The following is a 26,529-nucleotide window of genomic DNA, read 5'->3' on the forward strand; positions in this document are numbered from 1 at the left end:
GGGTACTCGTTCGGTCCGTCGCGGGCCCGCCCGAGAGGAGCCGAAGGTGAGCAGGATCATCGTCACGGGTGGCACCGGAAATGTCGGCACGAGTGTCGTGCGCCGTGGTGCATCTGGCCTGGGCGTTCCAGCCGACGCATGATCCGGGTCTTCGAGGCGGTGGCCGCGGCCGGGGTGCCGGCGCTGGTGCACGCCTCGTCGGTCGGCGCGTACTCGCCGGGGCCGAAGGAGGGGGCCGTGGACGAGTCGTGGCCCACGCACGGCTGGCCGGACGCCACGTACTGCCGGGAGAAGGCCTATCTGGAGCGCGCCCTGGACACCTTCGAGCGCGACCACCCCGATGTACGCGTGGTGCGGATGCGGCCGGCGTTCCTGTTCAAACGGGAGTCGGCGAGCGAGCAACGCCGTGTCTTCGGCGGCCGTTTCCTGCCCGGCCCGCTGGCCCGCCCGGAACTGCTGCCCTTCCTGCCGGACATCCCCGGGCTGCGCGTCCAGGCCCTGCACACGGACGACGCAACAAGGTCTACTCCGACCCCCCGGACGCGCTCAGCCGGAAGGCTCTTCGGGTACCGGGTGTTCGGGATGGACGTTCGCCGAGCGCGGTGTGCCCTGGCGGCCCGCGCCCGCCTCGTCGGTGTCGGGGACGTCCGTGTCAGGGGACTCGTCGTCCGCCGTTTCGGGGTCGGCGTCCCAGGGGTCCTCGCCCGCGCCCGCTACCTGGTCCGGCATGTCCCGCGGTACGGGTTCGCCGTCGGGGCCCTTGCGGTGTCGGTCGGCCACGGCTCCTCCCTTCGCGTGGTCCGGGCGACACGCGAGTACCTCTGCCGTCACGGGCGAAACCTCAGTGCGGGGCGCGCTCCTCCAGCGCGGTGCGCCAGGCCGGGTGCGGTCCCTCGGGGGCGGGCTCGGGGCGGCGGCCGCCGCGGGCGAAGAAGTCGGCGAGGGGGAGGATCGCGGCGCCGACGGTGACCGCGTCGGGTCCGAGCCGGCCGAGGTCGATGGTGACCTTCTCGGCCGGGTGGCGCAGGGCGTAGGAGGCGGCGTGGCGGCGTACGGCGGGCAGGAAGCGGGCGCCGAGCTGGAGTCCGGCCCAGCCACCGATGAGGATGCGCTCGGGCTGGAAGAGGTTGATCAGGTCGGACAGGCCCGCGCCCAGGTACTCGGCGGTCTCTTCGAGGACGGCGAGGGCGACCGGGTCGGGGGGCGTGCCGTCGTCGGCGGGGTACGCGGCGGCGAGCATCGCGGTGAGCGCGGTCTCCTCGTCGGTGCCCTCGGGCGGGCGTCCGCCCTCCTCGCGCCAGCGGTCGAGCAGTGACTCGGCGCCCGCGTAGGCCTCCAGGCAGCCCAGCGCACCGCATCGGCAGCGGCGCCCCCTGACCCGTACGGTCAGATGCCCCCACTCGACCGCCCGGCCGTGGTCCACCTCGGGGGTGACCAGGCAGGCGCCGACGCCGGAGCCGAACAGGACGACGACCGCGTTGTGCGCGCCGCGGCCGCCGCCGAACCACATCTCGGCCTGGCCGAGGGTCTTGGCACCGTTGTCGATGAAGTAACGGACGTCACCGGGGAGTTGAGAGGTCGACCGGAGCAGTGCCTCCAGCGGGACGGCGTCCCAGCCGATGGTCTGGCCGTGGACGACGGCGCCGCGGTCCGCGGTGTGCTCGATGATTCCGGGGACGCCGATGCCGACGCCGAGGAGCTTCTCGGGGGCGATGCCGGCGGTGGTGAGGACTTCGGCGACGCCGTCGCGGATGTGGCCGACGATGACGTCGACGTCGTAGCCCTGCCGGGTCAACGGGCGTTCGGCGCGGGCGAGTTCGGTGAGGGTGAGGTCGAACAGCTCGACGCGCACCCGGGTCTCGCCGACGTCGACGCCGATCATGTGGCCGCTGCCGGGGGCGACGCGCAGCAGGGTGCGGGGGCGGCCGCCGTCGGAGTCGACGCTGCCGGCCTCCTCCAGCAGGCCGTCGGCGACGAGGTCGGCGACGACATTGCTGACGGAGCCGGAGCTCAGGCCGGTGGCCGGGCCGAGTTCGAAGCGGCTGAGGGGGCCGTCGAAGTAGAGCCGTTGCAGCACGGCCGTCCGGTTGGCCCGCCTCAGATCGCGTACCGTGCGCCCGTTCCGCCCCGCCATGTCGCTCCCCTCGAACACTGTCCGCCACTGTCCGACCTGCAACATACCGGTGCGGGAGCACTTCCGACGACCCTTAATTCACGATGTGAACTATGAGACCCTCATAGAGGTCAGGAAAGCTCCGCGATCTCGGCCAGCGCGGCCGCCAGTTCCGGTACCACCGCTTCCTGTCGCCACCGGCAGTCCTCCTCGCCCATCTCCCTCGGGACCGTCTCGGTGAGCATGATCAGGTAGAGGTAGGCGCGGTAGAGGGCGTAGCGGAGTCGAGCCGGGACGTCGAACTCGGCGTGGCCGCCCGCTTCCCGGTAACCGGCCAGGAACGCCTCGTCGTCCTGGATGTCACCGAGGAGCCGGAGGGAGACGAAGTCGGCGATCGGGTCGCCCCAGAACATCCGCTCGCCGTCGATGAGGCCGCCGATGCGGGTCTCTCCGTCCACGCGCTCCACGAGGATGTTGCCGGGCCACAGGTCGAAGTGGACGAGGCTCGGGACGGTGATCTCGTCCAGCGCGCCATGGGCGGGCCGGAGGGCATCGGCCACCTCGTCGGCGGAGCACGGCAGTTGGGCGCCGTAACGGCGGGCGTCGTCGAGGACCGCGTCGAGCATTCCGGTGAACGCGGTCCGCCAGTCGGCGGCGAGCGGGCCGAGGGCGCCGGACGGGTAGCCGAAGGCGGGGCCGGTCACGCGGTGGAGCCGGGCGACCTGGCGGCCCAACTCCTCACTCAGGACCTGCTGTTCGGCGGCGGCGAGCTGTCCGTCCCAGGCATCACCGGGGACGGCGGTCATCAGCAGGTCCCGGCCGAGGACCACGACCCGGGGCGCCGGTACGTCCGCCTCGGCGGCCCCACGGTAGAACTCGGCCTCGGCGACAAGGAGTTGGCGCTCATGGCTCAGCCCGGGGACGCTCTCGTCCGGCGGCACCTTCAGCACATAGCGGCTGCCGTCGGTGAGGACGAGCTCCTCGACGGTGTTGTAGGTGCCGCCCGTCAACGGGCGGAGATGGGCGAGGTGTTCGGCCGGCAGGCCCGCCTCCTCCAGGATGCGTCGGGCCCGTGCCCAGGAGTCCCCCACCGTGCGCCCACCCTTCTCGTTCGCAAGACTGCGGTCAGCCCGCCGCGTACACGTCCTCGACATAACGCCCGTCCGCGATCAGCTCGTCGAGCCACTACTCGGCGGCCGTCGCGTCGGCGTCGGCCGTGTGCTTCCGGTACAGGGTACGGAACCCCTCCCGCACCCCCGGCGCCATCCGCGATCCGTCACCGGTCGCGCCATCAGGTCTCGGTGTCCCGGCGGGCACCCGGCGGTGTGGAACGGTTCGAGGAACTGACGGCCGCCCCGGTGAGGGACACGGTCGAGGAGACCCCACCCTGGCCCTCCGCGCGAGCCGCGCCACCGCGGCCCGGGCCGCCCGGGAAACCGGCCGCGGAGCACGCCGTACCCGCGCCCTCCGGCGCCCCGAACCGGGCGAGCGTGTGCCAGACCATCTTCAGGTCCTGGAGTTCGTACCGCCCCGTGCGCGCGGCGTCGCCGATGATCCTCGGGTCGACCCGGCCGTCCTCGGCGATGCGGGCGCCCAGCTCGGCGTACTCCCGCCCCCGGTAGTCCGCGTGGTGCCGCAACCGCGCCACGGTGAGCCGGTAGCCGGGGTGCCATGCGACGGGGCAGGGCAGTGTCCGTGCCCGGGCCTCGACGGGGGTGCCGCGGTAGCAGGCGTCCAGGACGAGCGCCTCCACGTCCCGGGCGAGGGAGACGCCGCCGTGGATCTGTGCCTCGATGTAGTCGTTGAGGGCGTCCTGCTCGTCCGCCTCGGCGAGGGCGATCAGGGACATGCCGGCGGCGACGCCGAAGTGGGTGGGCTCGGCGGCGCTGTCGGGGTAGCAGAAGGTAGCCCGGCGCAGGACCTCGGACGTCAGCCGGAAGTGCGAGGAGCCGAAGCGTGGGGCGGCGCCCACCGCCTGGCGGCGGAAGTCGAGGGCGCCGTAGACGGGGCGGTCGTGGGCGGCCGCGTCGTCGTAGGCGCCGCCGAAGATGCGGCTCTCCCAACGCCAGCGGTCACCGCCGGGGTGTGCGGTGAGGCCGCCGTTGCTGGTGCCGGTCACGAACTGGGAGTGGTACGTGCCGTCGCGCGCCAGCGCCTCCAGGATCGGGAGTCCACCGGTCAGCCGGTCCGGGTGGAAGTTCAGCGTGATGCGGACCTCCGGGTCGACGGCCGGGCCCGCCGACAGCGCCGCCACATGGCGCAGCGCCGCCCGCGCCCGCGCCGACTCGACGACGTTCTCGAAATTCACTCGCCCCTCCGCGTCAAGGCCGTCTATCCTAGGGAAACCTAGGGCCACTAGTTTTTTCGCCCTCACCTTTCGGAAAATGCGCCGACGTCCACAGGAGCCTCCCCCATGCGATCCCTCACCGAGCACGACATCCGCGACTCCTTCGTGAACTGTTCGAAGGGGGAGGCCAAGCGGGTCTCCCTGCCGCGGGATCTCGACGAACGCCCGTGGGAGGACCTGGACTTCCTCGGGTGGCGGGATCCCGGGGCGCCCGATCGCAGCTATCTGGTCACCGAGCGGGGCGGGCGGCTCGTCGGACTGACGCTGCGGCTGACGTCCGGGTATCGGGGCTTTCTGCACCGCAGCATGTGTTCGCTCTGTCTGACGACCCACCCGGGCGGCGGCGTCTCGCTGATGACCGCGCGCAAGGCCGGCGCGGCCGGGCGGGAGGGGAATTCGGTCGGTCTGTACATGTGCACCGACCTGGCGTGTTCGCTGTACGTCCGGGGCAAGAAGGTCCCGCAGAGCACGCTGCGGATCGAGGAGAGCCTGACGGTGGAGGAGCAGATCGCCCGGACGACGGGCAATCTGTCGGCCTTCATCGACAAGCTCCACTCCTGAACCTGATCCGGTCGATCCGGTCCGTGATGAGCGGGGCCCGATCAGTCCACCGTCAGCACGATCTTGCCTCGGTTCTCGCGCCGCCCCAGTCGCTCATGGGCGGCGCGCGCCTGCGCCAGGGGCAGGACCGTCTCGACGGGCACGCGATAGGTGCCCGCTGCGACCCGCTCGGCCAGTTCGCGCAGGTCGGGGCGGGGGTCCCAGCCGTGGCGCTGGCGGTTGGTGAGCTGGAAGCCGAGGATCGACACGTTCTTGGGGTAGAAGTCGCGGGTGTCGATGGTGCTGGGCGCGAGGGCGACGTTGGCGAGCGCCACGACCCGGCCGCCGTGTCCGACCTGGCGCAGGCTCCGCGGGAAGGCGGCGCCGCCGACGGTGTCGAGGACGACCTCCGCGCCCCGCCCGTCGGTCAGCCGCAGCACCTCCTCCACCTCCGCGTCCTCGGGGTACGCGGAGGTGTCGACCGTGACGTGGGCGCCGAACTCCCCCGCCCAGGCGGCCTTCTCCGCCGACCCGGCGAGCGCGATGACCCGGGCCCCGGCCTCCGCCGCGATCTGCACGGCCGCGGTGCCGACCCCGCTCGCGGCGGCCTTCACCACCACGGTGTCCTCCTTGGTGACCCGGGCGAGATGCCGTACGCAGTACCAGGCGGAGAGCCAGGCGATGGGCAGCGTCGCCGCCTCGGTCAGCTCCACACCGTCGGGCAGGGCGACCACCTGCGTCACCGGCACGGCCGCCGACTCGGCATAAAAACCGGGTGACTTCACCCCGTCCAGCGCGACCACCCGCTGTCCGACGCTGAACTCGCTCACCCCCTCCCCCACCGCGGCGACGACACCGGCCGCCTCGGCGCCCGGGATCAGCGGGGGCCGCCCGGCGTTGTGGTAGACGCCCGCCCGCAGCAGGGCGTCCGCACGGTTCACACCGGCCGCCGCGATCCGTACGAGCACCTCCCCCGGCCCCGCCACCGGATCCGGCACCTCGGTCTCCACCAGCACCTCGGGCCCGCCGAACTCCTCGATCCGCACCGCGCGCATGATCCACCCGCTTTCCGTCGTGACTGACACCACTTGAACCGGTGTCACTCTGCGACACCGGTTCAAGTGGTGTCAAGCGATAGGGGCGACGGGTAAGCTCGTCCCCATGACCAGCACCGACCCCGAGCTCTCCTTCCCGTTCGTCGGCGGCCGCCCCTGTCTGGACTTCGTGGCCACGCTCGGCAAGCGGCACGCCACGCCCAAGGAGCGGCTGCCGGACCCCGCCGCGCTGGCCCGCTGGCTGACGGAGGCGGAGCTGGCCGTGGGCGAGGAGCCGGTGCGGGTGACCGCGCGGGACCTGGCCGACGCCCGCGTCCTGCGCGAGGCCGTCAACCGTGTCGTCCGGACCGCGATGGCCGGACAGGAACCCGAGCCGGCCGATGTCGAGCTGGTCAACGAGGCGGCAGCCAAGCCGGATCTGGCGCCACAGCTGGGCGAGGTGCGCTGGTCGGCCCGGCAGCCGGCGCGGGCCGCCCTGGCGACGGTGGCCCGGGACGCCGTACTGCTGGCGGGCGGGTCGCTGATCGAACGGGTCAAGGAGTGCGGGAACCCGGACTGTTCACTCCTCTTCCTCGACGACTCCCAGGCCAGGCGCCGCCGTTGGTGCTCGATGGAGCGCTGCGGCAACCTCGCGAAGATCGCCGGCTACCGGTCCCGCAGCCGGGCCGCTTCGACCCGGTGAAGATGGACCAGGACGTCGTAACTGCGGGCGAGCGCCGTGTCGTACGGGCCGTCCGGGTACGCCGTGCCGATGCTGCGGGTGGGCCGCGCCCCGAGCAGCCACTCCCGGGCCGGTGATCCGGCGGACCTCATGTCGAGTACGTAGTCACGGTGACGCACCCGGTCGAGGGTCCGCTCGTTGCTGCCCGGACCCGCGGGGCCGAGCGTCCAGCGGCGTACGGTCTCGTCGTCCTGGCCGGTGGCGTTGAAGGAGCCGCGGTCGAAGGTCAGGCCGATGTTCAGGTACCCGGCGCCGAGGGTGTCGCGGAGGAAGGCGCCCTGCACCTTCGGGTAGTGGGCCGGGTCGTCGGGGACGTAGCCGATGTGGTTGTTGTGCGCGGACAGCAGCACCTTGGTCCCGGTGTGCTCCTGCCACCACACCACGTCGGCGGCCATCGTGGCGTCGCGGTACCGCATGGCCGCGGCGAGTTGGGCCGGGTCCTCGACGTCGAAGGCGTACTGCCGGGCCGTCTGGTCGATCGCCGTCGCGTTGCGCAGGGTCAGGTCGTCGGCTCCCGCCCTCGCGACCAACTCCAGGGCCTCGTCGGCGCGTTCGGCCAGCTTCCTGCGCTCCGCATACGGCTTCGCCAGGTACTGCTCGATGTACGTACCGGTCGCGACGGTGGGCCGCAGCCCGGCGTAGAGGCCGGTGAGTCGCGCGCGCAGCTCCGGGTCCACCGCGGCCGTCACGGCGTCGTACAGCTCCGGGCCGGTCCAGGCGATGTCGTCGCCCAGGAAGCGGACGGGGTCGGCGGGGTGGCGGAGGTTGTAGGCGCGCATCCACTCCAGGAGCCGTAGGTAGTCGCTGTTGTTCCACCACTGGTAGTCGCGCTGGAACTCCTCGCGCAGGATGCGCCGGAGGTCGCCCTTGCCGTGGAGGACGTAGTCGTCGAGGCGCAGTCCCGTGCTCCAGGGCGCTTCCAGGGCGAAGGTGCGGAAGCCCTTCTCCTCGACGAGGTGGCGGAAGACGCGGTCCTTGAGGGCGAAGAACTCGTGGGAGCTGTGGGTGGCCTCGCCCAGGCCGACGACTCGGGCGTCGCCGATCATCGGGTCGAGGGCGCGGAGGTCGCGGGTGTCGCCGCCGGGTTCGACGGTGCGCAGGGGGTGGGCCGCGCGGTCGAGGGCGGCGACCACCGTGGTGGGGGTGGGGGTCGCGGCGGCCAGGGTGGCGGCCGCCAGGGCGATGAGCAGGGTCAGGAGTGTTCCCATCCTCTTCATCGTCCGAGGTTTTCCCGCCGGGCCCGGCGGGGGCCATCCGGCTGTCCTCCGTCAGGGGGTGCGGGAAACCCCCGGGTGCCAGTGCGGGTCGCGGCCGAGGAAGGCGAGGAGCGCGTCGGCGCGGCCGGAGTCGTCCGGTGTCTTCCGGGCAGGGGCGAACACCCCGTAGGAGTCCCGGAGATGATCCACGAGCCGCTCCGCGAGCGGCCAGATGTCCTCCGCGAGTTCCTCGGTCAGCGGCCGGTCCTGTCCCGTCGCCACCGCGATGTCCCAGGCGTGCACGGCGGCGTCCATCGCGGCCGCGGCGGCGGCCAGCCGCCGGGGCAGCGGGCCCAGCGGCGTGGGCACCTCGTCCGCGCCGGCGGGCAGAGCGGCGTACGCCCCCGCCACCAGGCCCAGCGCCGCGTCCAGCTCCGCCACCGGGTCCGGAGCGAGCGCGTCGGCCGGTGCGAAGGGGTCGGAGTCGGGCCGTCCGCCGGTGATCGCGAGGCCGTAGCCCTGCTGGTCGATCCGCGCGTGGTTGAGGACCTGCCGGGCCGTCCACTCGGTGCACGGCGTCGGCGCTCCCCACGCCCCTGCCGGGACCGCCGCGACCACCTCGCGCAGGTAGCCGTGCGCCTCGGTGAGCACCTGGAACTCTCGGGTGTCCGCCATCACTGTTCCCCCCTCTTGCCGTCGACCGCTTTGTGCGAACAATCTAGGCGTCGTTGCGGACAGTTACCGTCCGCAATGCGTGGAACTGTGGAACTGTGGAAAAGGGACAGCCTGAGGATGCGAGATGTACGTGAGTGGACGGCGTCCCTCGTGCGCTTCGTGAAGCGACGCAGGGACCCTGTGGTCGTACAGACGCTGCGGTCGGCGGCCGCGGCGACGATCGCGTACGTCATCGCGCTCCGCCTGAGTCCCGAGGCGGCCCCGCTCACCGCGCCCCTGACCGCGCTGCTGGTCGTCCAGGTCACCCTCTACGCCACGCTCACCAACGGCATCCGCCGGGTGAACTCCGTGGTGGCCGGGGTCCTCGTGGCCATCGCGTTCAGTCTGCTGGTCGGTCTGACCTGGTGGAGCCTGGCGCTGCTGATCCTGGCCTCGCTGGGGGTGGGGCATCTGGTCAGGGTCGACGAGTACGTGCCCGAGGTCGCGATCAGCGCGATGCTGGTCCTCGGGGTCACCGCGGTCGGGGACTACGCCTGGGCGCGGGTGGTGGAGACGCTGATCGGCGCGGTCGTGGGGCTCGCCTTCAACCTGCTGTTCGCGCCGCCGGTGTGGGTGGACGAGGCGGGCGAGTCGATCGAGGGACTGGCCCGCCGGGTACGGCAGTTGATGCTGCTCATGGGCGAGGAGGCGGCGGGGCGCACGCCCGTCGAGCGCGCCACCGAGCGGCTGCACGAGGCGCGGCGCCTGGACCACGACATCGTGGAGGTGGACGCGGCCCTCAAGCAGGCCGAGGACAGTCTGCGGCTCAACCCGCGCGTGCGCGAGGGGCTGCTGCACCGGGTGGTGCTGCGCACCGGCCTTGACACCCTGGAGATCTGCACGGTCGTCCTGCGGGTGCTCGCGCGCACGCTCACCGACCTCGCCAAGGAACGCGACCCCGAGCCGCTGTTCGCGCCGCAGTCGGGGGCCGCCGTGGAGCGGCTGCTGTCGGAGATCGCCGACGCCGTGGTCAGTTTCGCGGTCCTGGTCACCACCGACGTCACGGTGAGCGCCGAGTCCGCAGAGGAACGGCTCGCCTCCCAGCTCCGCCAGGCCACGGCCACCCGCGACAAGCTCGCCCAGCTGCTCCTTGAGGAGGTCCAGCGCGACGCCGGCCAGTGGCAGCTGTACGGCGCCGTGGTGACCGAGGTCAACCGCATCCTCGACGAGCTCGACACCGAGCACCGCTCGCGCCGCCTGCTGGAGGAACTGGACCGCACGTCCCGCGAGCAGCGCGAGCGCATGCCACGGCTGAACCGGCTGCGGGAGACGCTCCGCAGGAACCGTCCCGCGTTCGCCGGTCGCTCCAGGTGACGTGGTCACCGCCGAGGGGCACCGGCGTTTGCACCTGAGGGGTGGTCCACGTCAAGGTGGTGGCGGCCGAGGCAACCGATCACCCGAGGTGCGTGCATGGGCAGGGGCGACTGGAGCAGGCGGCGTTTCGTCGGCGCCCTCGCGGGGACGGCGGCCGCGGCGGCGGGCTGCGGTGAGTCGCCAGACCCGACGACGTCAGCGCCTTCAGCGCCTCCTACGACCTCGGAGCCACCGGCGGCCCGGGCGCCCGAACCGAGCACCCCCAGCACCTCACCCACCTCCACCCCCACCGGCCCCCGCCCCCTCCACCTCGGCACCTACACCTCCGCCGAGAACGGCGGCTCCGGCATCGGCTTCGCCACGTACGACCCGGAGTCGGGCAAGGTGAGCGAGGGCGGGACTCTCAAGGGCGTCGACGACCCCTCGTATCTCGCCCTGCATCCGGACGGCCACACGCTCTACGCGGTGAACGAGCGGTCGCAGGGCGCCGTGACCGCCGTACGGCTGTCCGACCGCACCGTGCTGGGGAGCCGGAGCACCGGTGGCGGTGCGCCCTGTCATGTGTCGGTGCATCCGGGCGGGCGGTGGCTGTTCAGCGCCAACTACGCCTCGGGCAGCGTGGCCGTGCATCCGCTGGACGCCTCGGGGGCGATCGGCGGGCGCGCCGACCTCGTGGTGCACTCCTCGCCGGACCCGGGTCCGGGCCAGGAGGGCCCGCACGCCCATCAGGTCGTCACGAGTCCGGACGGCGGTCATGTGCTCGCCGTCGACCTGGGCACGGACACCGTGTACAGCTACCGGCTCGACGAGCGGAGCGGACGGCTCACCGAGGTCGCGCGGGCGCGGACCCGGCCGGGCGCGGGACCGCGCCATCTGACCTTCCACCCCGGTGGCCGGTACGCCTATCTGGCCAACGAGGCCGACAACACGGTCGCCGTCTGCGCGTACGACGCGCGGACCGGCCGCCTCACCGTCGGCGCGGCGCAGTCCACGGGAACGGGTCCCGGCACCAGCTACCCGGCGCAGCTCCTGGTGACGCCGGACGGGTCGTACGCCTATCTCGCCAACCGGGGCGACAACAGCCTCACGCGGTACGGGGTCGAGGCGGACGGCGCCCGGTTGAGGCTGCTCGACACCGTGCCGATCCCGGGTGACTTCCCGCGGCAGATCGCCTTGTCGCCGGACGGGAGGCTGCTGTTCACGGCGAACCAGCGGTCCAGCTCGGTGTGCGTGTTCCATGTGGACCCGGACAGCGGGAGACTGCGGCTCGCGGGCGAGCCGTTCGCGTCACCCGTCGCCGTCTGTGCGCTGCCGCTGTAGGGCGCGCGGGCAGGAGGCGGAGCCGGCCTGGGTGAGCAGGACGTGCATCCGCTCGGTGAGCTGGGCGACGTCGTCGGCGGGCCGGTGGAAGGGCAGGCGTACGTCGCCGTGGGCGCGGGTGCGTTCGATGCGCAGGGTCAGTCCGTGCCGGTCGACGGCGAGGGGCTGCACTTTGACGGCGCCGTGGAGGCTGTCGGGCTCGACGAGCCGGGTGAGCCGTTCGACGGCGTCGGCGTGGCAGTCGGCGAGGTGGGTCAGCAGCCGTGCCTCGGCCGTGGCCAGCGGGTCGGGGGCGGCGCCGGCGAACTCGTCGAGGTCGATGACGACCGCGCCGGAGGGCTGGCGCAGCACCACGCGGGTCGCCTTGAACGCCAGTTTCCCGTCCTCGGGGGCGAACCAGCCGGCCAGCCAGAGGCGGGCGCGGATCCGGTTGCGCACCGGGACGGGCGAGACGTCCGCGAACTCCAGCACGGCGGACGGCTCTCCGCGGGGCGCGCAGATCGCCGCCGTGAGCAGGGCGCTGTCCTCGGGCACCTCCAGCAGCACCCGGCCGTCCTCGGTGACGGTGTGCGCGCCGACGTACTCCTCGCGCCCGCCGTCCGCGGTCACCGCGCAGGACCACGCGGTGGCGAGCATCGAGCGCGCCCGCTCCGCCGCGGCAGGCGCCGCCGTCCAGCCTTGGCCGTCATCCATCCCAGCACCCATCCCAGAACCTCCTTAGGTAAGCCTTGCCTAACCTATCGAAGATCCCGGCGTACGCCAACCAGCGCCCCGGGCCTTTACGGTTCCCTTTCGGCGCGCACGAGCGGCGCTCAAGGCGCGATGACTCCCAGAAGGGCGCGTGCGCACAGGTCGCGCACCTGCTCCTTGGTGAGTTCGGAACCCCGCAGCCACTCCAGGCAGACGGCGGTGGTGAAGGCCAGCCAGCCGCGCACGGCCAGCACGACATCGGCGCGCGCCTCGAAGACGGCACCGAACTCCGGGTCCGCGGCCAGCGCCGCGAGGATCTGCCGCTCCTGCGCCGCCAGCGCCCGCTGATAGACCTTGCGCACGGTCTGGTCCCCCGCGGCGTCGGCCCGGTGGAAGGCGCGGTATCCGTGCGCGTGCGACTCGACGTAGCCGAGGAACGTGTCGAGCCCGGCGGACAATTGTTCCCGCGCCGGGACGCCCGGCACGGCCGCGGTCATCCGCAGCATCCGCCCGCTCTCCCGCTCGACGACCGCCGCGAAGAAGTCCCGCTTGGTCGGGAAGTAGTGGTAGAGCAGCCCGCGCGAGACCCCGGCGATCTCGGCGACGCGCTCGATCCACACGTCGTCGTACGGACTCTCCGAGAACAGCCGCGCGCCGACCGCGAGGAGCTGCTCGCGGCGCTCCTCGGTGCTGAGCCGACGGCGTGTGCGTTCGCCCTGCTTGGCGGCCATGTCCGCACTTTACTTGACGTGGGTTCAACAGCGGGACCAGACTTGAACCCGCTATTGAACCCACGTACAACACGCTCAACCCGCGGGTGGATCAAGGGAGATGGCGGTATGACGGACACCACGGCCGGAACGGGACTGCCGAAGGGGTTCCGCGGCGCCGAGCAGGGCTGGCCCGAACTGCGCCGCATCCCGCATCCGCCGCGCCGGATCCCGCTGATCGGGGACGTGCTCGGCGCGAACAGGCGCACCCCGCTCCAGGACTCCCTCAAGTACGCCGCCCTGCTGGGGCCCATCTACCGGCGCAAGATCTTCAACCGGGAGTTCGTGTTCGTGGGGGGCGCGGACCTCGCGGCGGACCTCGCCGACGAGACACGCTTCGCGAAGCACGTGGGGCTCGGGATCGCCAATCTGCGGCCGGTCGCCGGGGACGGGCTGTTCACCGCGTACAACCACGAGCCGAACTGGCAGCTGGCGCACGACGTGCTGGCGCCGGGCTTCAGCCGGGAGGCGATGGAGGGCTACCACCCGATGATGCTGGCCGTCGCCGAGCGGCTCACGGACCACTGGGACCGGGAGCTCGCGGCGGGCCGCGCGGTGGACGTGCCCGGGGACATGACCAAGCTGACGCTGGAGACGATCGCGCGGACCGGGTTCGGGCACGACTTCGGTTCCTTCGAACGGGACCGGCCGCATCCGTTCGTGTCGGCGATGGTCGGCACGCTCACCTACGCGCAGCGGCTCAACACCGCGCCCTGGGCGGGGCTGTTGCGGGAGGCGGCGCGGCGCAACGAGGCCGACATCGCCTATCTGAACCGTACGGTCGACGATCTGGTCCGGGAGCGTCAGGGCACGAGCGGCGGGAACGGCGACCTGCTCGACCGGATGCTGGAGACGGCCCACCCGGAGACCGGGGAACGGCTCTCGGCCGAGAACGTCCGGCGCCAGGTGATCACCTTCCTGGTCGCCGGTCACGAGACCACCTCGGGGGCGCTCTCCTTCGCCCTGCACTACCTCTCCCGGCACCCGGACGTCGCCGCACGCGCGCGTGCCGAGGTGGACCGGGTGTGGGGCGACACGGAGGTGCCCGGGTACGACCAGGTGGCGAAACTCCGTTATGTCCGCCGGGTCCTGGACGAGTCCCTGCGGCTGTGGCCGACGGCGCCCGCCTTCGCCCGGGAGGCCCGCGAGGACACCGTGCTGGCCGGGGAGCATCCGATGCGACGGGGTGCGTGGACCCTGGTCCTCACGCCCATGCTGCACCGCGATCCCTCGGTCTGGGGCGCGGACGCCGAACGCTTCGACCCCGACCGCTTCGACCCCCGGGCCGTCCGCACACGTGCCCCGCACACCTTCAAGCCGTGGGGGACGGGCGCGCGGGCCTGCATCGGCCGCCAGTTCGCCCTGCACGAGGCGACGCTTGTCCTGGGCCTGCTGCTACGGCGCTACGAGCTGGGGGCCGACCCGGACTACCGGCTCAAGGTGACCGAGCGGCTGACACTGATGCCGGAGGGGCTGCGGCTGCGGTTGGAGCGGCGGAGCGTGCCAGTGACGGTGGCGCCGACGGCGGACGGGGACGCGGCGGGCGCGGAGCTGCGGTGCCCGGTGCATGGGGCGGGTGACTGAGCCGACGCGCCCTCAGGGGCCTGTCCAGTGTCCCGGTCGTGTCAGCACCCCCGGCAGCCTCGTGCCCGCGCTGCCCCGCGCCGCGTTCAGCTGCGGCTGGGTCAGGAAGAACGCGCCGGTCAGGTCGGCGTCCGTGAGGTCGGTGTCGCGCAGGTCGGCGCCGATCAGGTCGGCGTCCCGGAGGTCGGCGCCCGTGAGGTCGGCGGCGATCAGATAGGCGCCGCGGAGGTTCGCACCGCGGAGGTCGGCGCCTTTGAGGCCGGCGCCCATCAGGTCGGCGCCGCGGCGGTCCTTCTTCTTGCCGCGGGTGCCCGCGCGGACCAGTTCGCTGGTCCTGAGCAGGAGCACGTTGACCTCCTGACGGTGTCGGGGCACGTCCAGGGCGGCCAGTTCCTCCGCTGTCCCCAGCGTGAGTTCCTGCGTCCGCTCCAGCATGCGGCGCAGGTCCGCGTGGACCGGGCGGGCGGCGGGCAGGGTGAGGGCCTCGGTGAGGTACCAGAGCAGTTCGTGGAGCTGCCGTACCACCGGGAAGACGTCGAACATGCGGCGGGCGTGCTCACGCGGACCGGTGCGCCAGTCCTGGCCGCCGAAGGTGACCTGGGAGACCTTCTGCCCGGCGCCGAAGCAGTCGTAGACCGTGCAGCCGGTGAAGCCCTTGTCCCGCAGCCGGGCGTGGATGCCGCAGCGGTGGTCGTCCCGGAGGTTCGCGCACGGCTTGCCCGCCGGCTTGTCCACGGCGAAGTCCGCCGAGGCGGCGAAGGGCAGCGCGACGCAGCACAGCCCGAAGCAGTTCGCGCAGTCGCCGCGCAGGGCTATGTGATCTTGCATGGTGTCCAGGATACGGAACGAAGCTCACCGATGAATTTCTCGCCCTGTGTGGGTCTCCACATACAAGAGAAAACAAAGTCGGCTACCACTGAGACGCAGGCCGACGGAACCAGGAGCAAACCCCGCCCAAGACCGTGGAGAGACACCATGTGCAGCCACCAGCCCGCGTGCCCCACCGCCGACAGCACGGACCACCACGCCGCGATCATCGTGTCGTCCCACCCCGAACAGGGCTGGCATCTGCTGTGCAACGGCACCATCGTCTTCGACGACACCGGTGAACTCCTCCCGGACGGGCGGGTGGTGAGCCCGCTCCGTCCGGTCGGCACGCTGGTGATCGCGGCCTGACTCAGCCCGCCAGGTCCGGCAGGTCGAGAGCGGCGAGCCGCTCCGGGTCGGCCAGGATGTGCAGTTCGGTGATGCGGCCGTCCACGACGGTGATGCCCATGACCGAAAGGGCCTGTCCCTCGGAGGCGTTGAGCACCCCGACCGCGCCGTTGACCAGCACGTACTGCGCGAGCGGCACGAACTGGCGGAACAGCAGGGCCTGTTCGGCCACCGCCCGCGCCCCGCGCACCAGCTTCGACGCCGCCGCACCCCCGACCAGCGCACCGGAGTCGACCCGCAGCGCGACCTCCGGGTGCAGGACCGTGAGGAGCGCCTCGAAGTCGCCGTGGTGGGCGGCGCTCATGAAGGCGTCGACGACCTTCCGCTGCCTGCCCAGGTCCGGCTCGGCCGACGGGGTGGCGCCCTTCACCCGGCGCCGGGCGCGGCTGGCCAGTTGCCGGGTCGTCGCCGGGGTCCGCTCCACGATCTCCGCGATGTCGTCGAAGGGCACCGCGAACATGTCGTGCAGCACGAACGCCAGCCGCTCGGCGGGCTCCAGGGTCTCAAGGACCACCAGCAGGGCGAGACCGACCGAGTCGGCCTGAAGCACCTCCTGCTCCGGGTCGATCCGGGACAGCGGAGTGATCACCGGGTCGGGCACGTATGTGTCGTCCAGCGGGTCCTCGCGGCGCGAGGTCCGGGAGCGGAGCATGTCGAGGCAGACCCGCCCCACCACCGTGGTCAGCCAGCCACCCAGGTTCCGGATCTCCTCCGCGTCCGTGCGCTCCAGCTTCAGCCAAGTCTCCTGGACGGCGTCCTCCGCCTCGGCGAGCGAACCGAGCATCCGGTAGGCCACCGCCTTCAGATGCCCCCGGTGCTCCTCGAAGCGGTCCGCCAGGACGTCCGTGCCGCTCATCTGCTCCCCCAAGAGATCGTTACCTGTGATCGTTATCTGTGATCGTCATCTGCCGAAGACTTCGAAGGCCACGGCCGGCTTCCCGCCGAACCGCTCCCCCGTCGCGGTGGCGTTGCCGGTCAGGAATCCACGGGCGTACGTCTCCGGGTCCTCGGCGGTCAACGCCTCGATGTAGGTGCGGTGTTCGAGCAGTGAGCGCACCGCGCGCTCCAGTCCGGCCGACGCGTCCGCCGCGTGCGTGGGTGTGCCGGAACCCGCCACGGCCACCCAGCGGACGCCGTTCCAGGGCTCCAGGCCGGCTTCCACCAGCTCCGGGAAGATCCACCGGTTCCCCGCGTCGGCGGCCGCGTCCAGGGTGGCCCGGCCCACCGCCACATGGTCCGGGGTGTTCCAGGCGACGCCGCCCCAGGTGTCGCGGTGGTTGAGGGTGATGACCAGCTCCGGGCGGTGCCGGCGGATCGCGGCGGCGATGTCGCGGCGCAGGCCGAGGCCGTACTCGATGACGCCGTCCTTGTGGTCGAGGAACTCGACGGTCGACACGCCCACGACGGCCGCGCTGGCCCGCTGCTCCTGCTCGCGCAGCGGGCCGCACTTCGACGGCTCCAGGGTGTCGATACCGGCCTCGCCTCGGGACGCCAGGACGTAGGCGACCTCGCGGCCGCCGTCCGTCCAGGCGGCGATCGCGGCCGAGCAGCCGTACTCCAGGTCGTCCGGATGGGCCACGACCGCGAGGGCGCGCTGCCAGTCCTCGGGCATGGGGTGGAGCTGAGTGATCATCGGCTCTGTCATGCCCGCACATTAGTCCGCGGCGCCGACATCGCCACCGGGATTACGCCTCGTCGCGCGTCAACGCCAGCAGGCGGTCCAGTACCCGCGGGCCGCCCGCCCGTACGCCGTCGTGCTCGAACTCGTCGGTGACCCAGGTGCGGAGGCCCCGGATGGCACGCGCGGTCTCCAGGGAGTGGGTGGTGTCGACATACATGTCGTCGTGGTAGACGGCCGCGGCGACGGGGACCTCGTTGGCGGCGAGGCGGGCGCTGTCGTAGAGCGGGGTCCAGTCGGTGCGGGTGGCGAGGTGTTCGGCGGTTTCGCGCAGGGGGCGCAGGGCCGGGTCGGTGTCGAACATCCAGGGGTGGATCGACTCGCCGGTGAAGAGGACCGGGCCCTCGCCCGCGAGGGACTTCGCCGCGTCGAACTGGGGGAACTCGGAGCGGACGCGCTCGGCCGACCAGGCGGTGGGGCGGTTGTCCTGGCCGTAGATGGCCTCGTGGACGAGGGCGTAGAGCGGGTGGCCGGCGTACGACAGGAGGCCCTGGACCTCTTCCTGGAAGGCGTCGGAGAGGGCCGGGCCCTGCGGGGTGCGGACGAAGGCCTCTTCGAGGAGGAAGTGGAGTCGGTGGCTGCCCTCGCCGCCGCCGAGGAGGATGCCGAGGGACTGGAAGGCCTCGACGGTGAGGCGGTAGCCGTTCGGGAGGACGACCTCGTGGTGGAGGAGGTGGTCGGCGATCCGGCGGGCCCGCTCGACGTCCTGCGGGTAGCGGGCGTAGTGCGCGGCGACCTTGCGCTCGATGCGCGGGTAGGCGGCGCGGTAGACGTCGTCGGCGTGCGCGTGCAGGGAGGGCAGGCCGCCGGTGATCACTGCGGCGGTGAGGCCCTCGGGGGCGCTGGAGAGGTAGTTGACCGCGCAGAAGCCGCCGAAGCTCTGGCCGAGGACGGTCCAGGGGGCGCCGCCGGTGACCTGGGCACGGATCGTCTCGCAGTCACGGACGATCGAGTCGGAGCGGAAGTGGGTGAGGTAGTCGGCCTGTTCGGCGGGACCGCCGCGCAGCGGGAGGGTCTGCCGGTTGGCGGGCGTGGAGTGGCCGGTGCCGCGCTGGTCCAGGAGCAGGACGCGGTACTCCTTGAGGGCGCGGCCGAGCCAGGCGGGTTTGCCGACGAAACGGTTCGCCCCGAAGCCGGGGCCGCCCTGGAGGTAGACCAGCCACGGCAGGGGCTGCCGCGCCTTGTCACTGGCGACCACCTCACGGGCGTAGAGCTCGATCGTCTCCCCCGAGGGGTCGGCGTGGTCGAGGGGCACGGTGAAGCGGCGGTCGGTGAGGACGACGCCGGGCTGGCGGTAGGTCGCGGTCAACAGGGCTCCCGGGACGGACGGATGTTTACGAGCGCGTCCCAGTTCAGCACAAGTCCGTCCGATATCCGATCCCCGGGATCATGAAATCGGACTGAACGACGAATCAGCGGGCGGAGAGGCTGGAGCGGCGTACGACCAGTTCCGGCTGGAGCACGACCCGCCGGTGCTCGTGCCGCCTGGGCGCGGTCTCCGCCTCCGTCTCCTCCAGCAGCAGCTCGGCGGCCAGAGCGCCCATGGTGACGGCGGGCTGGCGGACCGAGGTGAGGGGGACGGCCGCGGCGGCGGCGAACTCGATGTCGTCGTAGCCGACGATGGCGAGGTCGTCGGGGACGTTTATCCCGGCCGCGTACATGGCCTGGAGCACGCCGAGCGCGAGGAGGTCGTTGGCGCAGAAGACGGCGGTGGGGCGGTCGGCGAGGCCCAGGAGGCGGGCGCCGGCGTCGCGGCCCGCGGCCACGTCGAGGCGCTCGGTGGGCAGTTCGCGCAGCACGTCGGGGGCGAGGCCCGCCTCGGTGAGGGCGTTGAGGGCGCCGGTGCGGCGGTCGCGGACCTGGTTGAAGCCGGGCGGGCCGCTGACGTACGCGATGTTGCGGTGTCCGGCGTCGATGAGGTGCCGTACCGCCAGGGCGCCGCCCGCGACGTCGTCGACGGAGACCGAGCACTCCGTGGTGCCCTCGGCGACCCGGTCGACGAGGACGAAGGGGATGCCGTGCCGCCGGAACGACTCGATGTTGCGGCCGGTCGCGTCGGCGGGGGTGAGCAGGACGCCCCGGACCCGCTGCTCGGCGAAGAGGGAGAGGTACTCGGCCTCCTCGCCGGGGCTCTGCGCGCTGTTGCAGACCATCACACCGAGCCCGGCGTCCCGGGCGGCCCGCTCGGCGCCGCGCGCGACGTCCACGAAGAACGGGTTGCCCATGTCGAGGACGAGCAGCCCCATGATCCGGGAGCGGCCGGCGCGCAGCTGGCGCGCGGACTCGCTGCGGACGTAGCCGAGCCGGTCGATCGCCGACAGGACCCGGGCGCGGGTCTCGGTGGCGACGGAGTCCGGGCGGTTGATCACGTTCGACACCGTGCCCACGGAGACTCCGGCGGCGCGGGCGACGTCCTTGATACCCACCGACTGGGCCATCGGGCAGGAACCTCCAGGTGAACAAGGGGCGGCGGGCCGGCCTTCACATTACCGGCACGCCGCCCGGGTAAGGCGACTTCGGTCAGGCGGGAAGCGCGAAGTCGACGACGTGCAGGGCCGAGGGGGTCGTACCGCTGGACTTCTCCTGGTACAGCACCGACAGCACGTTGTCCTGCGCGACGCGCGTCTCGTCGATCACGACCTCACCGAAGGCGTTCAGCCCGCTGCCGTCGTACAGCAGGGTCCAGTCGGTGTATCCGGACGACTTGGAGGCGCCCGCGATCCGGCCGAACGGGAAGATCGCGTACGCGTTGTCGTACTTGTCCAGGACCAGCTTGGTGCGCTGGCTGGAGTTGAGGGCGACCGGGATCTCCGTCTTCTGCCAGGTGCCGGAGGAGTTCTTGCGGACGTGGAAGGCGCGGCCGTTGGCGGTGCGGTCGGTGACGTAGTTCGTCGTGCACTGGCCGAAGCGGCCGGGGACGTAGCTGATGATCGCGTGCGGGAGGCCGGACGAGTCGGTGAACTGGCTCTCCTGGTTCATCAGGGAGTGGTCCGGGTTCAGCGAGTCGATCACCAGTCCGCTGTCGGTGACGGCGACCGTGTCGGAACTGCCGGTGGTGCCGACGACGGTGCCGGCGTTGTTGCGCCAGGTGCGGCCGCGGTCGTCGGAGTAGACGTAGCCGGTGTCGTGGTTGGTGATGCCGCCGGACGAGCACATCACGGCGCCGTTCTGCTCACGCCAGGTGAAGAAGGAGTGCAGCCGGCCGTTCTTGTCGTAGTCGATGCCGTGCAGATACATGTTGCGGGCGGTCGAGGAGCCGTGCGTGCTGGTGTAGGTACCGGTGGAACTGGACCACTCGCCCAGCGCGGTCCACGTCGAACCGTCGTACTCGGCAAGGGCGTTGCGGCCGTTGCCGGAGACGGCGACCCGGTAGCTGAGCTGGAGCTTGCCCTCGGGGGTGGAGATGAACTGGGGGTAGGTGAACTGGGAGGTGAGGGCCAGTCCGTCCAGCGTGGACTGCGGGGCGCCGAAGCGGCTCGCAGTCCAACTCAGCCCCGACGGGTTGTCCATGAGCCCGGCCACCGACTTGACGTAGGTGAAGCCGTCGCTGTGGGAGTCCATGTTGAGGTGCAGACGGCCGTCGACCTTGGAGACGCCCATGGAGATGACGTTGTGCGAGTCACTGGCCTTGAGGGTGTGACCGACCTGGACGGTGGACCAGGTGCTGCCGCCGAGGACGCGGCGGCCGACGACGGCGTTCTTGTCGGCGGTGTACCAGACGGCGTACTGGTAGCCCTTGTAGGTCAACAGGCCGTTCTTCTGGAACGAGTTGTTGTTGACCAGGCCGTCGTAGGAGACGAAGAAGACGGCCTGGCTGTCGAGGGTGGTGCTGCCCGTCTGGGTGACGGAGGGGCCGGGATCGGCGGCCCGCGCGATGCCCGGTGTTGCCACGGCGGCCAGTATCGCCGAGGCGAGGACGGTACGTCTCTTCATTGAGGCGGCTCCTGATGGACCTGATGGGGACGTCAGGCGAGGTGGAACACTTCGGTGAGCGGTTTCATGGCCTCGTCGGGGCGGGCGCCGTCCAGCGACTCGAAGAACGGCGCCATCTCCTTCTGCCAGCGGGCGTTGACGTCGGTCGCCTCCATGCCGTCGAGTGCGGCCTGGAAGTCCTCGGTCTCCAAGTAGCCGACCAGCAGGCCGTCTTCTCCGAGGAAGAGCGAGTAGTTGTGCCAGCCGGTGGCCGCGAGCGCTTCGAGCATCTCGGGCCACACGGCGGCGTGTCGTTCGCGGTACTCGTCGAGCTTGTCCTGACGGACCTTGAGCAGGAAACAGACGCGCTGCATGAAGTACCGCTCCAGACTCAGAAGTTGAACTGGTCGATGTTCTTGGCGTCGAACACGGTCGGCTTGCCGAGGTTGATCACGCCGTCCTTGCCGATGGTGTACGTGGTGCCGCCGGCCTTGAAGGTCTCACCCTCGGCGCCGGTGATCTGCCCGGAGACCAGGGCGACGGCCGTCTGCGCGGCCAGCGCGCCGAGCTTCGCCGGGTCCCACAGCTCGAACGCGTCGACGGTGCCGTTCTTGACGTACTTGCGCATGTCGTTGGGGGTGCCGAGGCCGGTCAGCTTGACCTTGCCCTTGTACTTGGAGCCCGACAGGTACTGGGCGGCGGCCTTGATGCCGACGGTGGTCGGGGAGATGATCCCCTTCAGGTTCGGGTACTCCTGGAGCAGGCCCTGGGTCTGCTGGAAGGACTGCTGGGCGTCGTCGTTGCCGTAGGCGGTCTTGACGAGCTTGATGTCCTTGTACTTCGGGTCCTTGAGCTCGTCCTTCATGAAGTCGATCCAGGTGTTCTGGTTCGTCGCCGTCTGGGCGGCGGACAGGATCGCGATCTCGCCCTTGTAGCCGATCTGCTCGGCGAGCAGCTGCACCTCGGTGCGGCCGAGGTCCTCGGCGGAGGCCTGCGAGACGAAGGCGTTGCGGCAGTCGGCCTTGGTGTCGGAGTCGTAGGTGACGACCTTGATGTCGTTCTTCATGGCCTGCTTGGTCGCGGTGCACAGGGCGCCCGGGTCCTGCGCGGAGATGGCCATCGCGTCGACCTGCTGCTGGGTGAGCGTGTTGACGTACGACACCTGCCCCGCGGTGTCGGTGGCGTTGGAGGGGCCGACCTCCTTGTAGCTGGAGCCCAGCTCCTTCAGGGCCGCCTCGCCGCCCTTGTCGGCGGAGGTGAAGTAGGGGTTGTTGACCTGCTTGGGCAGGAAGCCGACGGTCAGGCCCTTCTTGGTGGCCGCGTTCGGGTCGGCCTTGGCGGTGGAGGCCGCGGAGGCGCCCTCGTCGGCCACGTCCTTCTTGGTGGTGCCGCCGCAGGCGGTGAGGGCCAGGGCGAGGGAGGTTCCGGCGGCGAGGGCCGCGCAGGCACGGCGGAGCGATGACTTACGCATGGCGGGGATTCCTTTGAAAGAAGGACGAGTGGAGGTACCTAGGGGCGCGGGGAACTGCGCGACCAGCCACAGCGCGCCCGCAGCTTCAAACGGCGCTAAGACGTGAGCCTTTGCGCCCTCGCGATGGAAATCTGCCGAGCCACTCGCGGCGCGAGCACGGACAGCACCAGCAGAACTCCCGTGACGACGATCTGTGACTGCGCCGACACGTCCTGGAGGCTCATCACGTTCTGCAACGCCCCCAGCAGGAACACCCCGGCGATGGCACCGCCCAGCGTGCCCTTGCCGCCGTCGAAGTCGATACCGCCGAGCAGCACCGCAGCGATGACGGACAGTTCGAGCCCGGTCGCGTTGTCATACCGAGCGGACGCGTAGTGCAGGGCCCAGAAGATGCCGGTGAGGGAGGCCATCAGGCCGGTCACCGTGAACAGGATCAGCTTCTGCCGCTTGACCCGGATGCCGGCGAACCGCGCGGCCTCCTCGCTCGCGCCGGTCGCGAAGACCGACCGTCCGAACGGGGTGGCGTGCAGCGCGATCACGGCGATCGCGAGGAGCGCCAGGAAGGGCAGGAAGGCGTACGGGATGAACGTGTCGCCGATCCGCCCCGCCGCGAAGTCCAGGTACTGGGTCGGGAAGTCGGTCACCGCGTCGGAGCCCAGCACGATCTGTGCGATGCCCCGGTAGGCGGCGAGGGTACCGATGGTGACGGCGAGGGAGGGCAGTCCGAGCCGGGTGACGAGCAGACCGTTGATCAGTCCGCAGATCACACCGAGCAGGAGACAGATCGGAATGATCGTCTCGATCGTCATGCCCTGGTTCCACAAGGCGCCCATTACGGCTCCGGAGAGACCGGCGGTGGAGGCGACCGAGAGATCGATCTCGCCAGAGACGACCAGAAGGGTCATCGGGAGGGCGATCAACGCGATCGGAAGGGTGTTCCCGATCAGGAAGGACAGGTTGAGAGCGTTTCCGAAGCCGTCGACCGTCCCGAAGGACAGCAGGAGCACAACGATCAGCAGCGCTCCGACGATCGTGTCCCAGCGGATCGCCCGGGTGAGTGACTCAGGCATGGCGGGCGTTCCTCTTCTTCAGGGCCGAGGCCACGCGCAGCGCGACGACCCGGTCGACCGCGATGGCGAGGATGAGCAGGATGCCGTTGATGGCGAGCACCCACACGGAGCTGACGCCGAGGGCGGGCAGCACGCTGTTGATGGAGGTCAGCAGCAGTGCGCCGAGGGCCGCGCCGTAGACGCTGCCGGAGCCGCCGGTGAAGACGACACCACCGACGACGACCGCGCTGACGACGGTGAGTTCGTAGCCGTTGCCGGTCCCGGAGTCGACGTTGCCGAACCGGGCCAGGTACATGGCACCGGCGAGTCCGGCGAGGGCGCCGCAGAAGGTGTACGCCGTCAGGATCCGCTTGCGGACCGGGATGCCGGCGAGGCGGGCGGCCTCGGGATTGGAGCCGAGGGCGTAGAGCTCGCGGCCGCTGCCGAAGTGCTTGAGGTAGTACGCCGTGGCAACCAGCACCGCGAGCGCGATCAGCGCCAGGTACGGGACCGCGGAGATGCCGCCTGAGCCGAAGTCGATGAACCCGTCCGGGAGGCCCGCCGCGGTGATCTGCCGGGAGCCGACCCAGATGGAGTCGATGCCGCGGATGATGTAGAGCGTGCCGAGGGTGACGACGAGGGCGGGCACCTGGCCGAGGCTGACCAGCAGGCCGTTCAGCAGGCCGAACCCGATGCCCATGAGGACGGCGAGGGCGATCGCGACGACCGAGTTCCCGCCGCCCTGGAGGTAGTTGCCGGCGGCGAAGGCGCTGATCCCGAGGGTGGAGCCGACCGACAGGTCGACGTTCCGCGTGATCACGACCAGGGACTGCCCGGTGGCGACCAGCACCAGGATCGTCGCGTTGAGCAGCAGGTCCTTGATGCCCTGTTCGGACAGGAACTCGCTGTTGCCTGCCTGGGTGATGACGATCATCACCAGGAAGACGACCAGGATGGCGAGTTCACGCATCTTGAAGACGCGGTCGACGAGCCGGGTGCCGCTGGACTTGGGCACCTCGGTGGTCGAAGCGGGGTTGGGTGCGGTCACCGTCATGCGGCCGCCCTCCCCGTGGCTGCTGCCATCACGGTTTCCTCGGTGGCTTCGGAGCGCGGGATCTCGGCGGTGAGCCGGCCCTCGTGCATCACGAGCACGCGGTCGGCCATGCCGAGGATCTCGGGCAGGTCGGAGGAGATCATCAGTACGGCCACGCCGTCGGCGGCGAGTTCGCTGAGCAGCCGGTGCACCTCGGCCTTGGTGCCGACGTCGATGCCGCGGGTGGGCTCGTCGACGATCAGCACCTTGGGGCCGGTGGCCAGCCACTTGGCGAGGACGACCTTCTGCTGGTTGCCGCCGGACAGGGTGTTGACCGTGTCGGCGATGCGGGCGTACTTGACCTGGAGCTTGACGGCCCAGTCGAGGGACCGGCTGCGCTCGGCACCCCGGTCCATCAGTCCGGCCTTGACGGTCGTACGGAGTCCGGTGAGGCCGATGTTCCGCTCGATGGACATGTCCATCACGAGGCCCTGGGCGCGCCGGTCCTCGGGGACGAGGGCCAGTCCGGAGGACATCGCGACCGACGGGGCTCCGTTGGTGAGCTTCTTGCCGTCGAGCTCGACCTCGCCCGCGTCCCAGCGGTCGATGCCGAAGACGGCCCGGGCGACCTCGGTGCGGCCGGCGCCGACGAGTCCGGCGAGGCCGACGATCTCGCCGCGCCGGACGTCGAAGGAGACGTCGGTGAAGACGCCCTCGCGGGTCAGCCGGCGGACACTGAGTGCCACCTCGCCCGCCTCGACGTCCTGCTTGGGGTAGAGCTCGTCGAGGTCGCGGCCGACCATACGGCGGACCAGGTCGTCCTCGGTCATGCCGTCGATGGGCTCGCTGGAGATCCAGGCGCCGTCGCGGAGGGTGGTGACCCGCTGGCAGATCTGGAAGATCTCCTCCAGGCGGTGGGAGATGAAGAGGACGGCCGCGCCCTGTTCGCGCAGGGTGCGCACGACTCCGAAGAGCCGGGCGACCTCGCTGCCGGTCAGGGCGGCGGTCGGCTCGTCCATGATCAGGACGCGGGCCTCGAAGGAGAGCGCCTTGGCGATCTCGACGATCTGCTGGTCCGCGATGGACAGTCCGCGCGCCGGGCGGTCGGGGTCGAGTTCGACGCCGAGGCGCTGCATCAGGGCGGCGGTGGCCGCGTGGGTGGCCTTGTGGTCGATACGGCCGAGGGCCTTCCGGGGCTGACGTCCCATGAAGATGTTCTCGGCGATCGAGAGGTCGGGGAAGAGCGTGGGCTCCTGGTAGATCACGGCGATACCGGCGTCGCGGGCGTCGCCGGGGCCGTGGAAGACGACGGGCGCGCCGTCGAGCAGCACCTGACCGGCGTCCGGTCGGTGCACCCCCGCGAGGGTCTTGATGAGGGTCGACTTGCCCGCGCCGTTCTCGCCGGCGAGGGCGTGCACTTCGCCGGGGAACAGCTCCAGGGACACGTCCCGCAGGGCGCGCACGGCGCCGAAGGACTTCGAGATGTCCTTGAGTGCCAGCACCGGGGATGGACCCGTTTCGGACGGGTGGGTCATGAGGGGCTCCTCGACGACGCCCGGGGACTGCCCTCACGGCGTCGTGAAAGGTTTCAACTTGGTTGCCGGGACGTTAGGCATGGCGCCCATGTCACGTCAATGGGTTCGTGTCGAAAAAATTTCGAGACTCATAGGTCACAGCCGGGTCACGAGCAACAGCCTTGGTCGTAGGGCTTGACACCCCACCGAGCGGCTCATACTTTCGCGTCTTGAATCGTTTCACAGTGAAGCTGTTCGGAAACCCTTCGGACCCGACGTCACAGGAGCCCTCA

Annotated in this window: 26 protein-coding genes and 1 pseudogene; 7 read left to right on the plus strand and 20 right to left on the minus strand. The window is 71.2% G+C overall.

Features of this window, described 5'->3' with window-relative positions:
• Window positions 1-46: 46 nt before the first annotated feature.
• Window positions 47-516 (plus strand): annotated as a pseudogene (locus ABZ928_RS04745) (NAD-dependent epimerase/dehydratase family protein); the annotation flags it as partial.
• 30 nt (window positions 517-546) lie between these two features.
• Here the strand turns inward: ABZ928_RS04745 and ABZ928_RS04750 are convergent.
• From ABZ928_RS04750 to ABZ928_RS04765, 4 genes are all read right to left on the minus strand, one after another.
• Window positions 547-780 (minus strand): hypothetical protein, encoded by a 234-nt coding sequence (locus tag ABZ928_RS04750; protein WP_361515048.1) that lies wholly within the window; start codon window positions 778-780, stop codon window positions 547-549.
• 61 nt (window positions 781-841) lie between these two features.
• A complete protein-coding gene (locus ABZ928_RS04755) occupies window positions 842-2,134 on the minus strand; it encodes an ROK family transcriptional regulator (protein WP_361515049.1) in 1,293 nt (430 codons plus the stop codon).
• Between the two features lie 110 nt (window positions 2,135-2,244).
• Complete coding sequence (locus ABZ928_RS04760) at window positions 2,245-3,204, minus strand: aminoglycoside phosphotransferase family protein (RefSeq protein ID WP_361515050.1); 960 nt, start codon at window positions 3,202-3,204, stop codon at window positions 2,245-2,247.
• Between the two features lie 200 nt (window positions 3,205-3,404).
• Entirely contained in the window at window positions 3,405-4,421 is a 1,017-nt protein-coding gene (locus ABZ928_RS04765) for a DUF3626 domain-containing protein (protein ID WP_361515051.1), read from the minus strand.
• Window positions 4,422-4,526: 105 nt separating this feature from the next.
• On the opposite strand from ABZ928_RS04765, the gene ABZ928_RS04770 reads away from it, so the two are divergent.
• The gene (locus ABZ928_RS04770) at window positions 4,527-5,021 is read left to right on the plus strand and encodes an FBP domain-containing protein (RefSeq protein WP_361515052.1); all 495 of its coding nucleotides are present in this window, start codon (window positions 4,527-4,529) and stop codon (window positions 5,019-5,021) included.
• Window positions 5,022-5,062: 41 nt separating this feature from the next.
• Here the strand turns inward: ABZ928_RS04770 and ABZ928_RS04775 are convergent, their stop codons facing one another.
• Window positions 5,063-6,055, minus strand: coding sequence for a zinc-binding dehydrogenase (locus ABZ928_RS04775; RefSeq protein ID WP_361515053.1), 993 nt, complete (start codon window positions 6,053-6,055; stop codon window positions 5,063-5,065).
• A 106-nt stretch (window positions 6,056-6,161) separates the two neighbouring features.
• Here ABZ928_RS04775 and ABZ928_RS04780 point away from each other — a divergent pair, with 106 nt between their 5' ends.
• Window positions 6,162-6,737 carry an ABATE domain-containing protein gene (locus ABZ928_RS04780; protein WP_361515054.1) on the plus strand — a complete coding sequence of 192 codons (576 nt, stop codon included), beginning with the start codon at window positions 6,162-6,164 and terminating at the stop codon, window positions 6,735-6,737.
• Here ABZ928_RS04780 and ABZ928_RS04785 read toward each other — a convergent pair.
• Window positions 6,701-7,984: an erythromycin esterase family protein gene (locus ABZ928_RS04785; RefSeq protein WP_361515055.1), complete on the minus strand. Its 1,284-nt coding sequence runs from the start codon at window positions 7,982-7,984 to the stop codon at window positions 6,701-6,703. The genes ABZ928_RS04780 and ABZ928_RS04785 overlap by 37 nt on opposite strands.
• Before the next feature lie 60 nt (window positions 7,985-8,044).
• The gene (locus ABZ928_RS04790) at window positions 8,045-8,647 is read right to left on the minus strand and encodes a TIGR03086 family metal-binding protein (RefSeq protein WP_361515056.1); all 603 of its coding nucleotides are present in this window, start codon (window positions 8,645-8,647) and stop codon (window positions 8,045-8,047) included.
• Window positions 8,648-8,764: 117 nt separating this feature from the next.
• Between ABZ928_RS04790 and ABZ928_RS04795 the strand changes: the two genes are divergently transcribed.
• Together ABZ928_RS04795 and ABZ928_RS04800 are read left to right on the plus strand one after the other, a co-directional pair.
• Window positions 8,765-10,000: an aromatic acid exporter family protein gene (locus ABZ928_RS04795; RefSeq protein WP_361515057.1), complete on the plus strand. Its 1,236-nt coding sequence runs from the start codon at window positions 8,765-8,767 to the stop codon at window positions 9,998-10,000.
• A 96-nt stretch (window positions 10,001-10,096) separates the two neighbouring features.
• Window positions 10,097-11,320, plus strand: a complete 1,224-nt coding sequence (locus tag ABZ928_RS04800; protein WP_361515058.1) for a lactonase family protein — start codon at window positions 10,097-10,099, stop codon at window positions 11,318-11,320.
• Here the strand turns inward: ABZ928_RS04800 and ABZ928_RS04805 are convergent.
• Both ABZ928_RS04805 and ABZ928_RS04810 read right to left on the minus strand, forming a co-directional pair.
• Window positions 11,288-12,013, minus strand: coding sequence for a DUF2470 domain-containing protein (locus tag ABZ928_RS04805; RefSeq protein WP_361516124.1), 726 nt, complete (start codon window positions 12,011-12,013; stop codon window positions 11,288-11,290). The two genes, ABZ928_RS04800 and ABZ928_RS04805, sit on opposite strands and share 33 nt — an antisense overlap.
• A 119-nt stretch (window positions 12,014-12,132) precedes the next feature.
• On the minus strand, window positions 12,133-12,741 hold the full coding sequence (locus tag ABZ928_RS04810) for a TetR/AcrR family transcriptional regulator (protein WP_361515059.1): 609 nt from the start codon (window positions 12,739-12,741) through the stop codon (window positions 12,133-12,135).
• A gap of 108 nt (window positions 12,742-12,849) precedes the next feature.
• Between ABZ928_RS04810 and ABZ928_RS04815 the strand changes: the two genes are divergently transcribed.
• Entirely contained in the window at window positions 12,850-14,364 is a 1,515-nt protein-coding gene (locus ABZ928_RS04815) for a cytochrome P450 (RefSeq protein WP_361515060.1), read from the plus strand.
• 12 nt (window positions 14,365-14,376) lie between these two features.
• On the opposite strand, the gene ABZ928_RS04820 is transcribed toward ABZ928_RS04815, so the two are convergent.
• Window positions 14,377-15,192, minus strand: coding sequence for a pentapeptide repeat-containing protein (locus ABZ928_RS04820; RefSeq protein WP_361515061.1), 816 nt, complete (start codon window positions 15,190-15,192; stop codon window positions 14,377-14,379).
• Window positions 15,193-15,339: 147 nt separating this feature from the next.
• Here ABZ928_RS04820 and ABZ928_RS04825 point away from each other — a divergent pair, with 147 nt between their 5' ends.
• Entirely contained in the window at window positions 15,340-15,540 is a 201-nt protein-coding gene (locus tag ABZ928_RS04825) for a DUF5999 family protein (protein ID WP_361515062.1), read from the plus strand.
• A 1-nt stretch (window position 15,541) separates the two neighbouring features.
• On the opposite strand, the gene sigJ is transcribed toward ABZ928_RS04825, so the two are convergent.
• From sigJ to ABZ928_RS04875, 10 genes are all read right to left on the minus strand, one after another.
• Window positions 15,542-16,435 carry an RNA polymerase sigma factor SigJ gene (gene sigJ / locus ABZ928_RS04830; RefSeq protein ID WP_361515063.1) on the minus strand — a complete coding sequence of 298 codons (894 nt, stop codon included), beginning with the start codon at window positions 16,433-16,435 and terminating at the stop codon, window positions 15,542-15,544.
• 45 nt (window positions 16,436-16,480) lie between these two features.
• The gene (locus tag ABZ928_RS04835; protein ID WP_361515064.1) at window positions 16,481-17,224 is read right to left on the minus strand and encodes a PIG-L deacetylase family protein; all 744 of its coding nucleotides are present in this window, start codon (window positions 17,222-17,224) and stop codon (window positions 16,481-16,483) included.
• Between the two features lie 40 nt (window positions 17,225-17,264).
• Window positions 17,265-18,566 (minus strand): alpha/beta fold hydrolase, encoded by a 1,302-nt coding sequence (locus ABZ928_RS04840; RefSeq protein WP_361515065.1) that lies wholly within the window; start codon window positions 18,564-18,566, stop codon window positions 17,265-17,267.
• Between the two features lie 103 nt (window positions 18,567-18,669).
• Window positions 18,670-19,695, minus strand: a complete 1,026-nt coding sequence (locus tag ABZ928_RS04845) for a LacI family DNA-binding transcriptional regulator (RefSeq protein WP_361515066.1) — start codon at window positions 19,693-19,695, stop codon at window positions 18,670-18,672.
• 82 nt (window positions 19,696-19,777) lie between these two features.
• Window positions 19,778-21,190, minus strand: a complete 1,413-nt coding sequence (locus ABZ928_RS04850; protein WP_361515067.1) for a BNR repeat-containing protein — start codon at window positions 21,188-21,190, stop codon at window positions 19,778-19,780.
• A gap of 32 nt (window positions 21,191-21,222) precedes the next feature.
• Window positions 21,223-21,543 carry an L-rhamnose mutarotase gene (locus tag ABZ928_RS04855; protein WP_361515068.1) on the minus strand — a complete coding sequence of 107 codons (321 nt, stop codon included), beginning with the start codon at window positions 21,541-21,543 and terminating at the stop codon, window positions 21,223-21,225.
• Window positions 21,544-21,560: 17 nt separating this feature from the next.
• Window positions 21,561-22,640, minus strand: a complete 1,080-nt coding sequence (gene rhaS, locus ABZ928_RS04860; protein ID WP_361515069.1) for a rhamnose ABC transporter substrate-binding protein — start codon at window positions 22,638-22,640, stop codon at window positions 21,561-21,563.
• 95 nt (window positions 22,641-22,735) lie between these two features.
• Window positions 22,736-23,710 carry an ABC transporter permease gene (locus tag ABZ928_RS04865; RefSeq protein ID WP_361515070.1) on the minus strand — a complete coding sequence of 325 codons (975 nt, stop codon included), beginning with the start codon at window positions 23,708-23,710 and terminating at the stop codon, window positions 22,736-22,738.
• Window positions 23,703-24,743 carry an ABC transporter permease gene (locus ABZ928_RS04870; protein ID WP_361515071.1) on the minus strand — a complete coding sequence of 347 codons (1,041 nt, stop codon included), beginning with the start codon at window positions 24,741-24,743 and terminating at the stop codon, window positions 23,703-23,705. The genes ABZ928_RS04865 and ABZ928_RS04870 overlap by 8 nt, the downstream gene beginning before the upstream one ends.
• A complete protein-coding gene (locus tag ABZ928_RS04875; protein ID WP_361515072.1) occupies window positions 24,740-26,257 on the minus strand; it encodes a sugar ABC transporter ATP-binding protein in 1,518 nt (505 codons plus the stop codon). The genes ABZ928_RS04870 and ABZ928_RS04875 overlap by 4 nt, the downstream gene beginning before the upstream one ends.
• Window positions 26,258-26,529: the final 272 nt, after the last annotated feature.

Origin of the sequence: Streptomyces sp. NPDC046909 (genome assembly GCF_040644695.1) — a bacterium.
Taxonomy (GTDB): Bacteria; Actinomycetota; Actinomycetes; order Streptomycetales; family Streptomycetaceae; genus Streptomyces.

What these genes read in the sequence shown, in the direction of transcription:
- ABZ928_RS04785 (WP_361515055.1), bottom strand. Translation starts at nt 7,984, where the DNA reads ATGGGAACACTCCTGACCCTGCTCATCGCCCTGGCGGCCGCCACCCTG.
- ABZ928_RS04825 (WP_361515062.1), top strand. Translation starts at nt 15,340, where the DNA reads ATGTGCAGCCACCAGCCCGCGTGCCCCACCGCCGACAGCACGGACCAC.
- ABZ928_RS04775 (WP_361515053.1), bottom strand. Translation starts at nt 6,055, where the DNA reads ATGCGCGCGGTGCGGATCGAGGAGTTCGGCGGGCCCGAGGTGCTGGTG.
- ABZ928_RS04820 (WP_361515061.1), bottom strand. Translation starts at nt 15,192, where the DNA reads ATGCAAGATCACATAGCCCTGCGCGGCGACTGCGCGAACTGCTTCGGG.
- ABZ928_RS04865 (WP_361515070.1), bottom strand. Translation starts at nt 23,710, where the DNA reads ATGCCTGAGTCACTCACCCGGGCGATCCGCTGGGACACGATCGTCGGA.
- ABZ928_RS04875 (WP_361515072.1), bottom strand. Translation starts at nt 26,257, where the DNA reads ATGACCCACCCGTCCGAAACGGGTCCATCCCCGGTGCTGGCACTCAAG.
- ABZ928_RS04805 (WP_361516124.1), bottom strand. Translation starts at nt 12,013, where the DNA reads ATGGATGACGGCCAAGGCTGGACGGCGGCGCCTGCCGCGGCGGAGCGG.
- ABZ928_RS04780 (WP_361515054.1), top strand. Translation starts at nt 6,162, where the DNA reads ATGACCAGCACCGACCCCGAGCTCTCCTTCCCGTTCGTCGGCGGCCGC.
- ABZ928_RS04795 (WP_361515057.1), top strand. Translation starts at nt 8,765, where the DNA reads ATGCGAGATGTACGTGAGTGGACGGCGTCCCTCGTGCGCTTCGTGAAG.
- ABZ928_RS04800 (WP_361515058.1), top strand. Translation starts at nt 10,097, where the DNA reads ATGGGCAGGGGCGACTGGAGCAGGCGGCGTTTCGTCGGCGCCCTCGCG.
- ABZ928_RS04845 (WP_361515066.1), bottom strand. Translation starts at nt 19,695, where the DNA reads ATGGCCCAGTCGGTGGGTATCAAGGACGTCGCCCGCGCCGCCGGAGTC.
- ABZ928_RS04850 (WP_361515067.1), bottom strand. Translation starts at nt 21,190, where the DNA reads ATGAAGAGACGTACCGTCCTCGCCTCGGCGATACTGGCCGCCGTGGCA.
- ABZ928_RS04835 (WP_361515064.1), bottom strand. Translation starts at nt 17,224, where the DNA reads ATGACAGAGCCGATGATCACTCAGCTCCACCCCATGCCCGAGGACTGG.
- ABZ928_RS04870 (WP_361515071.1), bottom strand. Translation starts at nt 24,743, where the DNA reads ATGACGGTGACCGCACCCAACCCCGCTTCGACCACCGAGGTGCCCAAG.
- ABZ928_RS04755 (WP_361515049.1), bottom strand. Translation starts at nt 2,134, where the DNA reads ATGGCGGGGCGGAACGGGCGCACGGTACGCGATCTGAGGCGGGCCAAC.
- ABZ928_RS04815 (WP_361515060.1), top strand. Translation starts at nt 12,850, where the DNA reads ATGACGGACACCACGGCCGGAACGGGACTGCCGAAGGGGTTCCGCGGC.
- rhaS (WP_361515069.1), bottom strand. Translation starts at nt 22,640, where the DNA reads ATGCGTAAGTCATCGCTCCGCCGTGCCTGCGCGGCCCTCGCCGCCGGA.
- sigJ (WP_361515063.1), bottom strand. Translation starts at nt 16,435, where the DNA reads ATGAGCGGCACGGACGTCCTGGCGGACCGCTTCGAGGAGCACCGGGGG.
- ABZ928_RS04790 (WP_361515056.1), bottom strand. Translation starts at nt 8,647, where the DNA reads ATGGCGGACACCCGAGAGTTCCAGGTGCTCACCGAGGCGCACGGCTAC.
- ABZ928_RS04855 (WP_361515068.1), bottom strand. Translation starts at nt 21,543, where the DNA reads ATGCAGCGCGTCTGTTTCCTGCTCAAGGTCCGTCAGGACAAGCTCGAC.
- ABZ928_RS04770 (WP_361515052.1), top strand. Translation starts at nt 4,527, where the DNA reads ATGCGATCCCTCACCGAGCACGACATCCGCGACTCCTTCGTGAACTGT.
- ABZ928_RS04810 (WP_361515059.1), bottom strand. Translation starts at nt 12,741, where the DNA reads ATGGCCGCCAAGCAGGGCGAACGCACACGCCGTCGGCTCAGCACCGAG.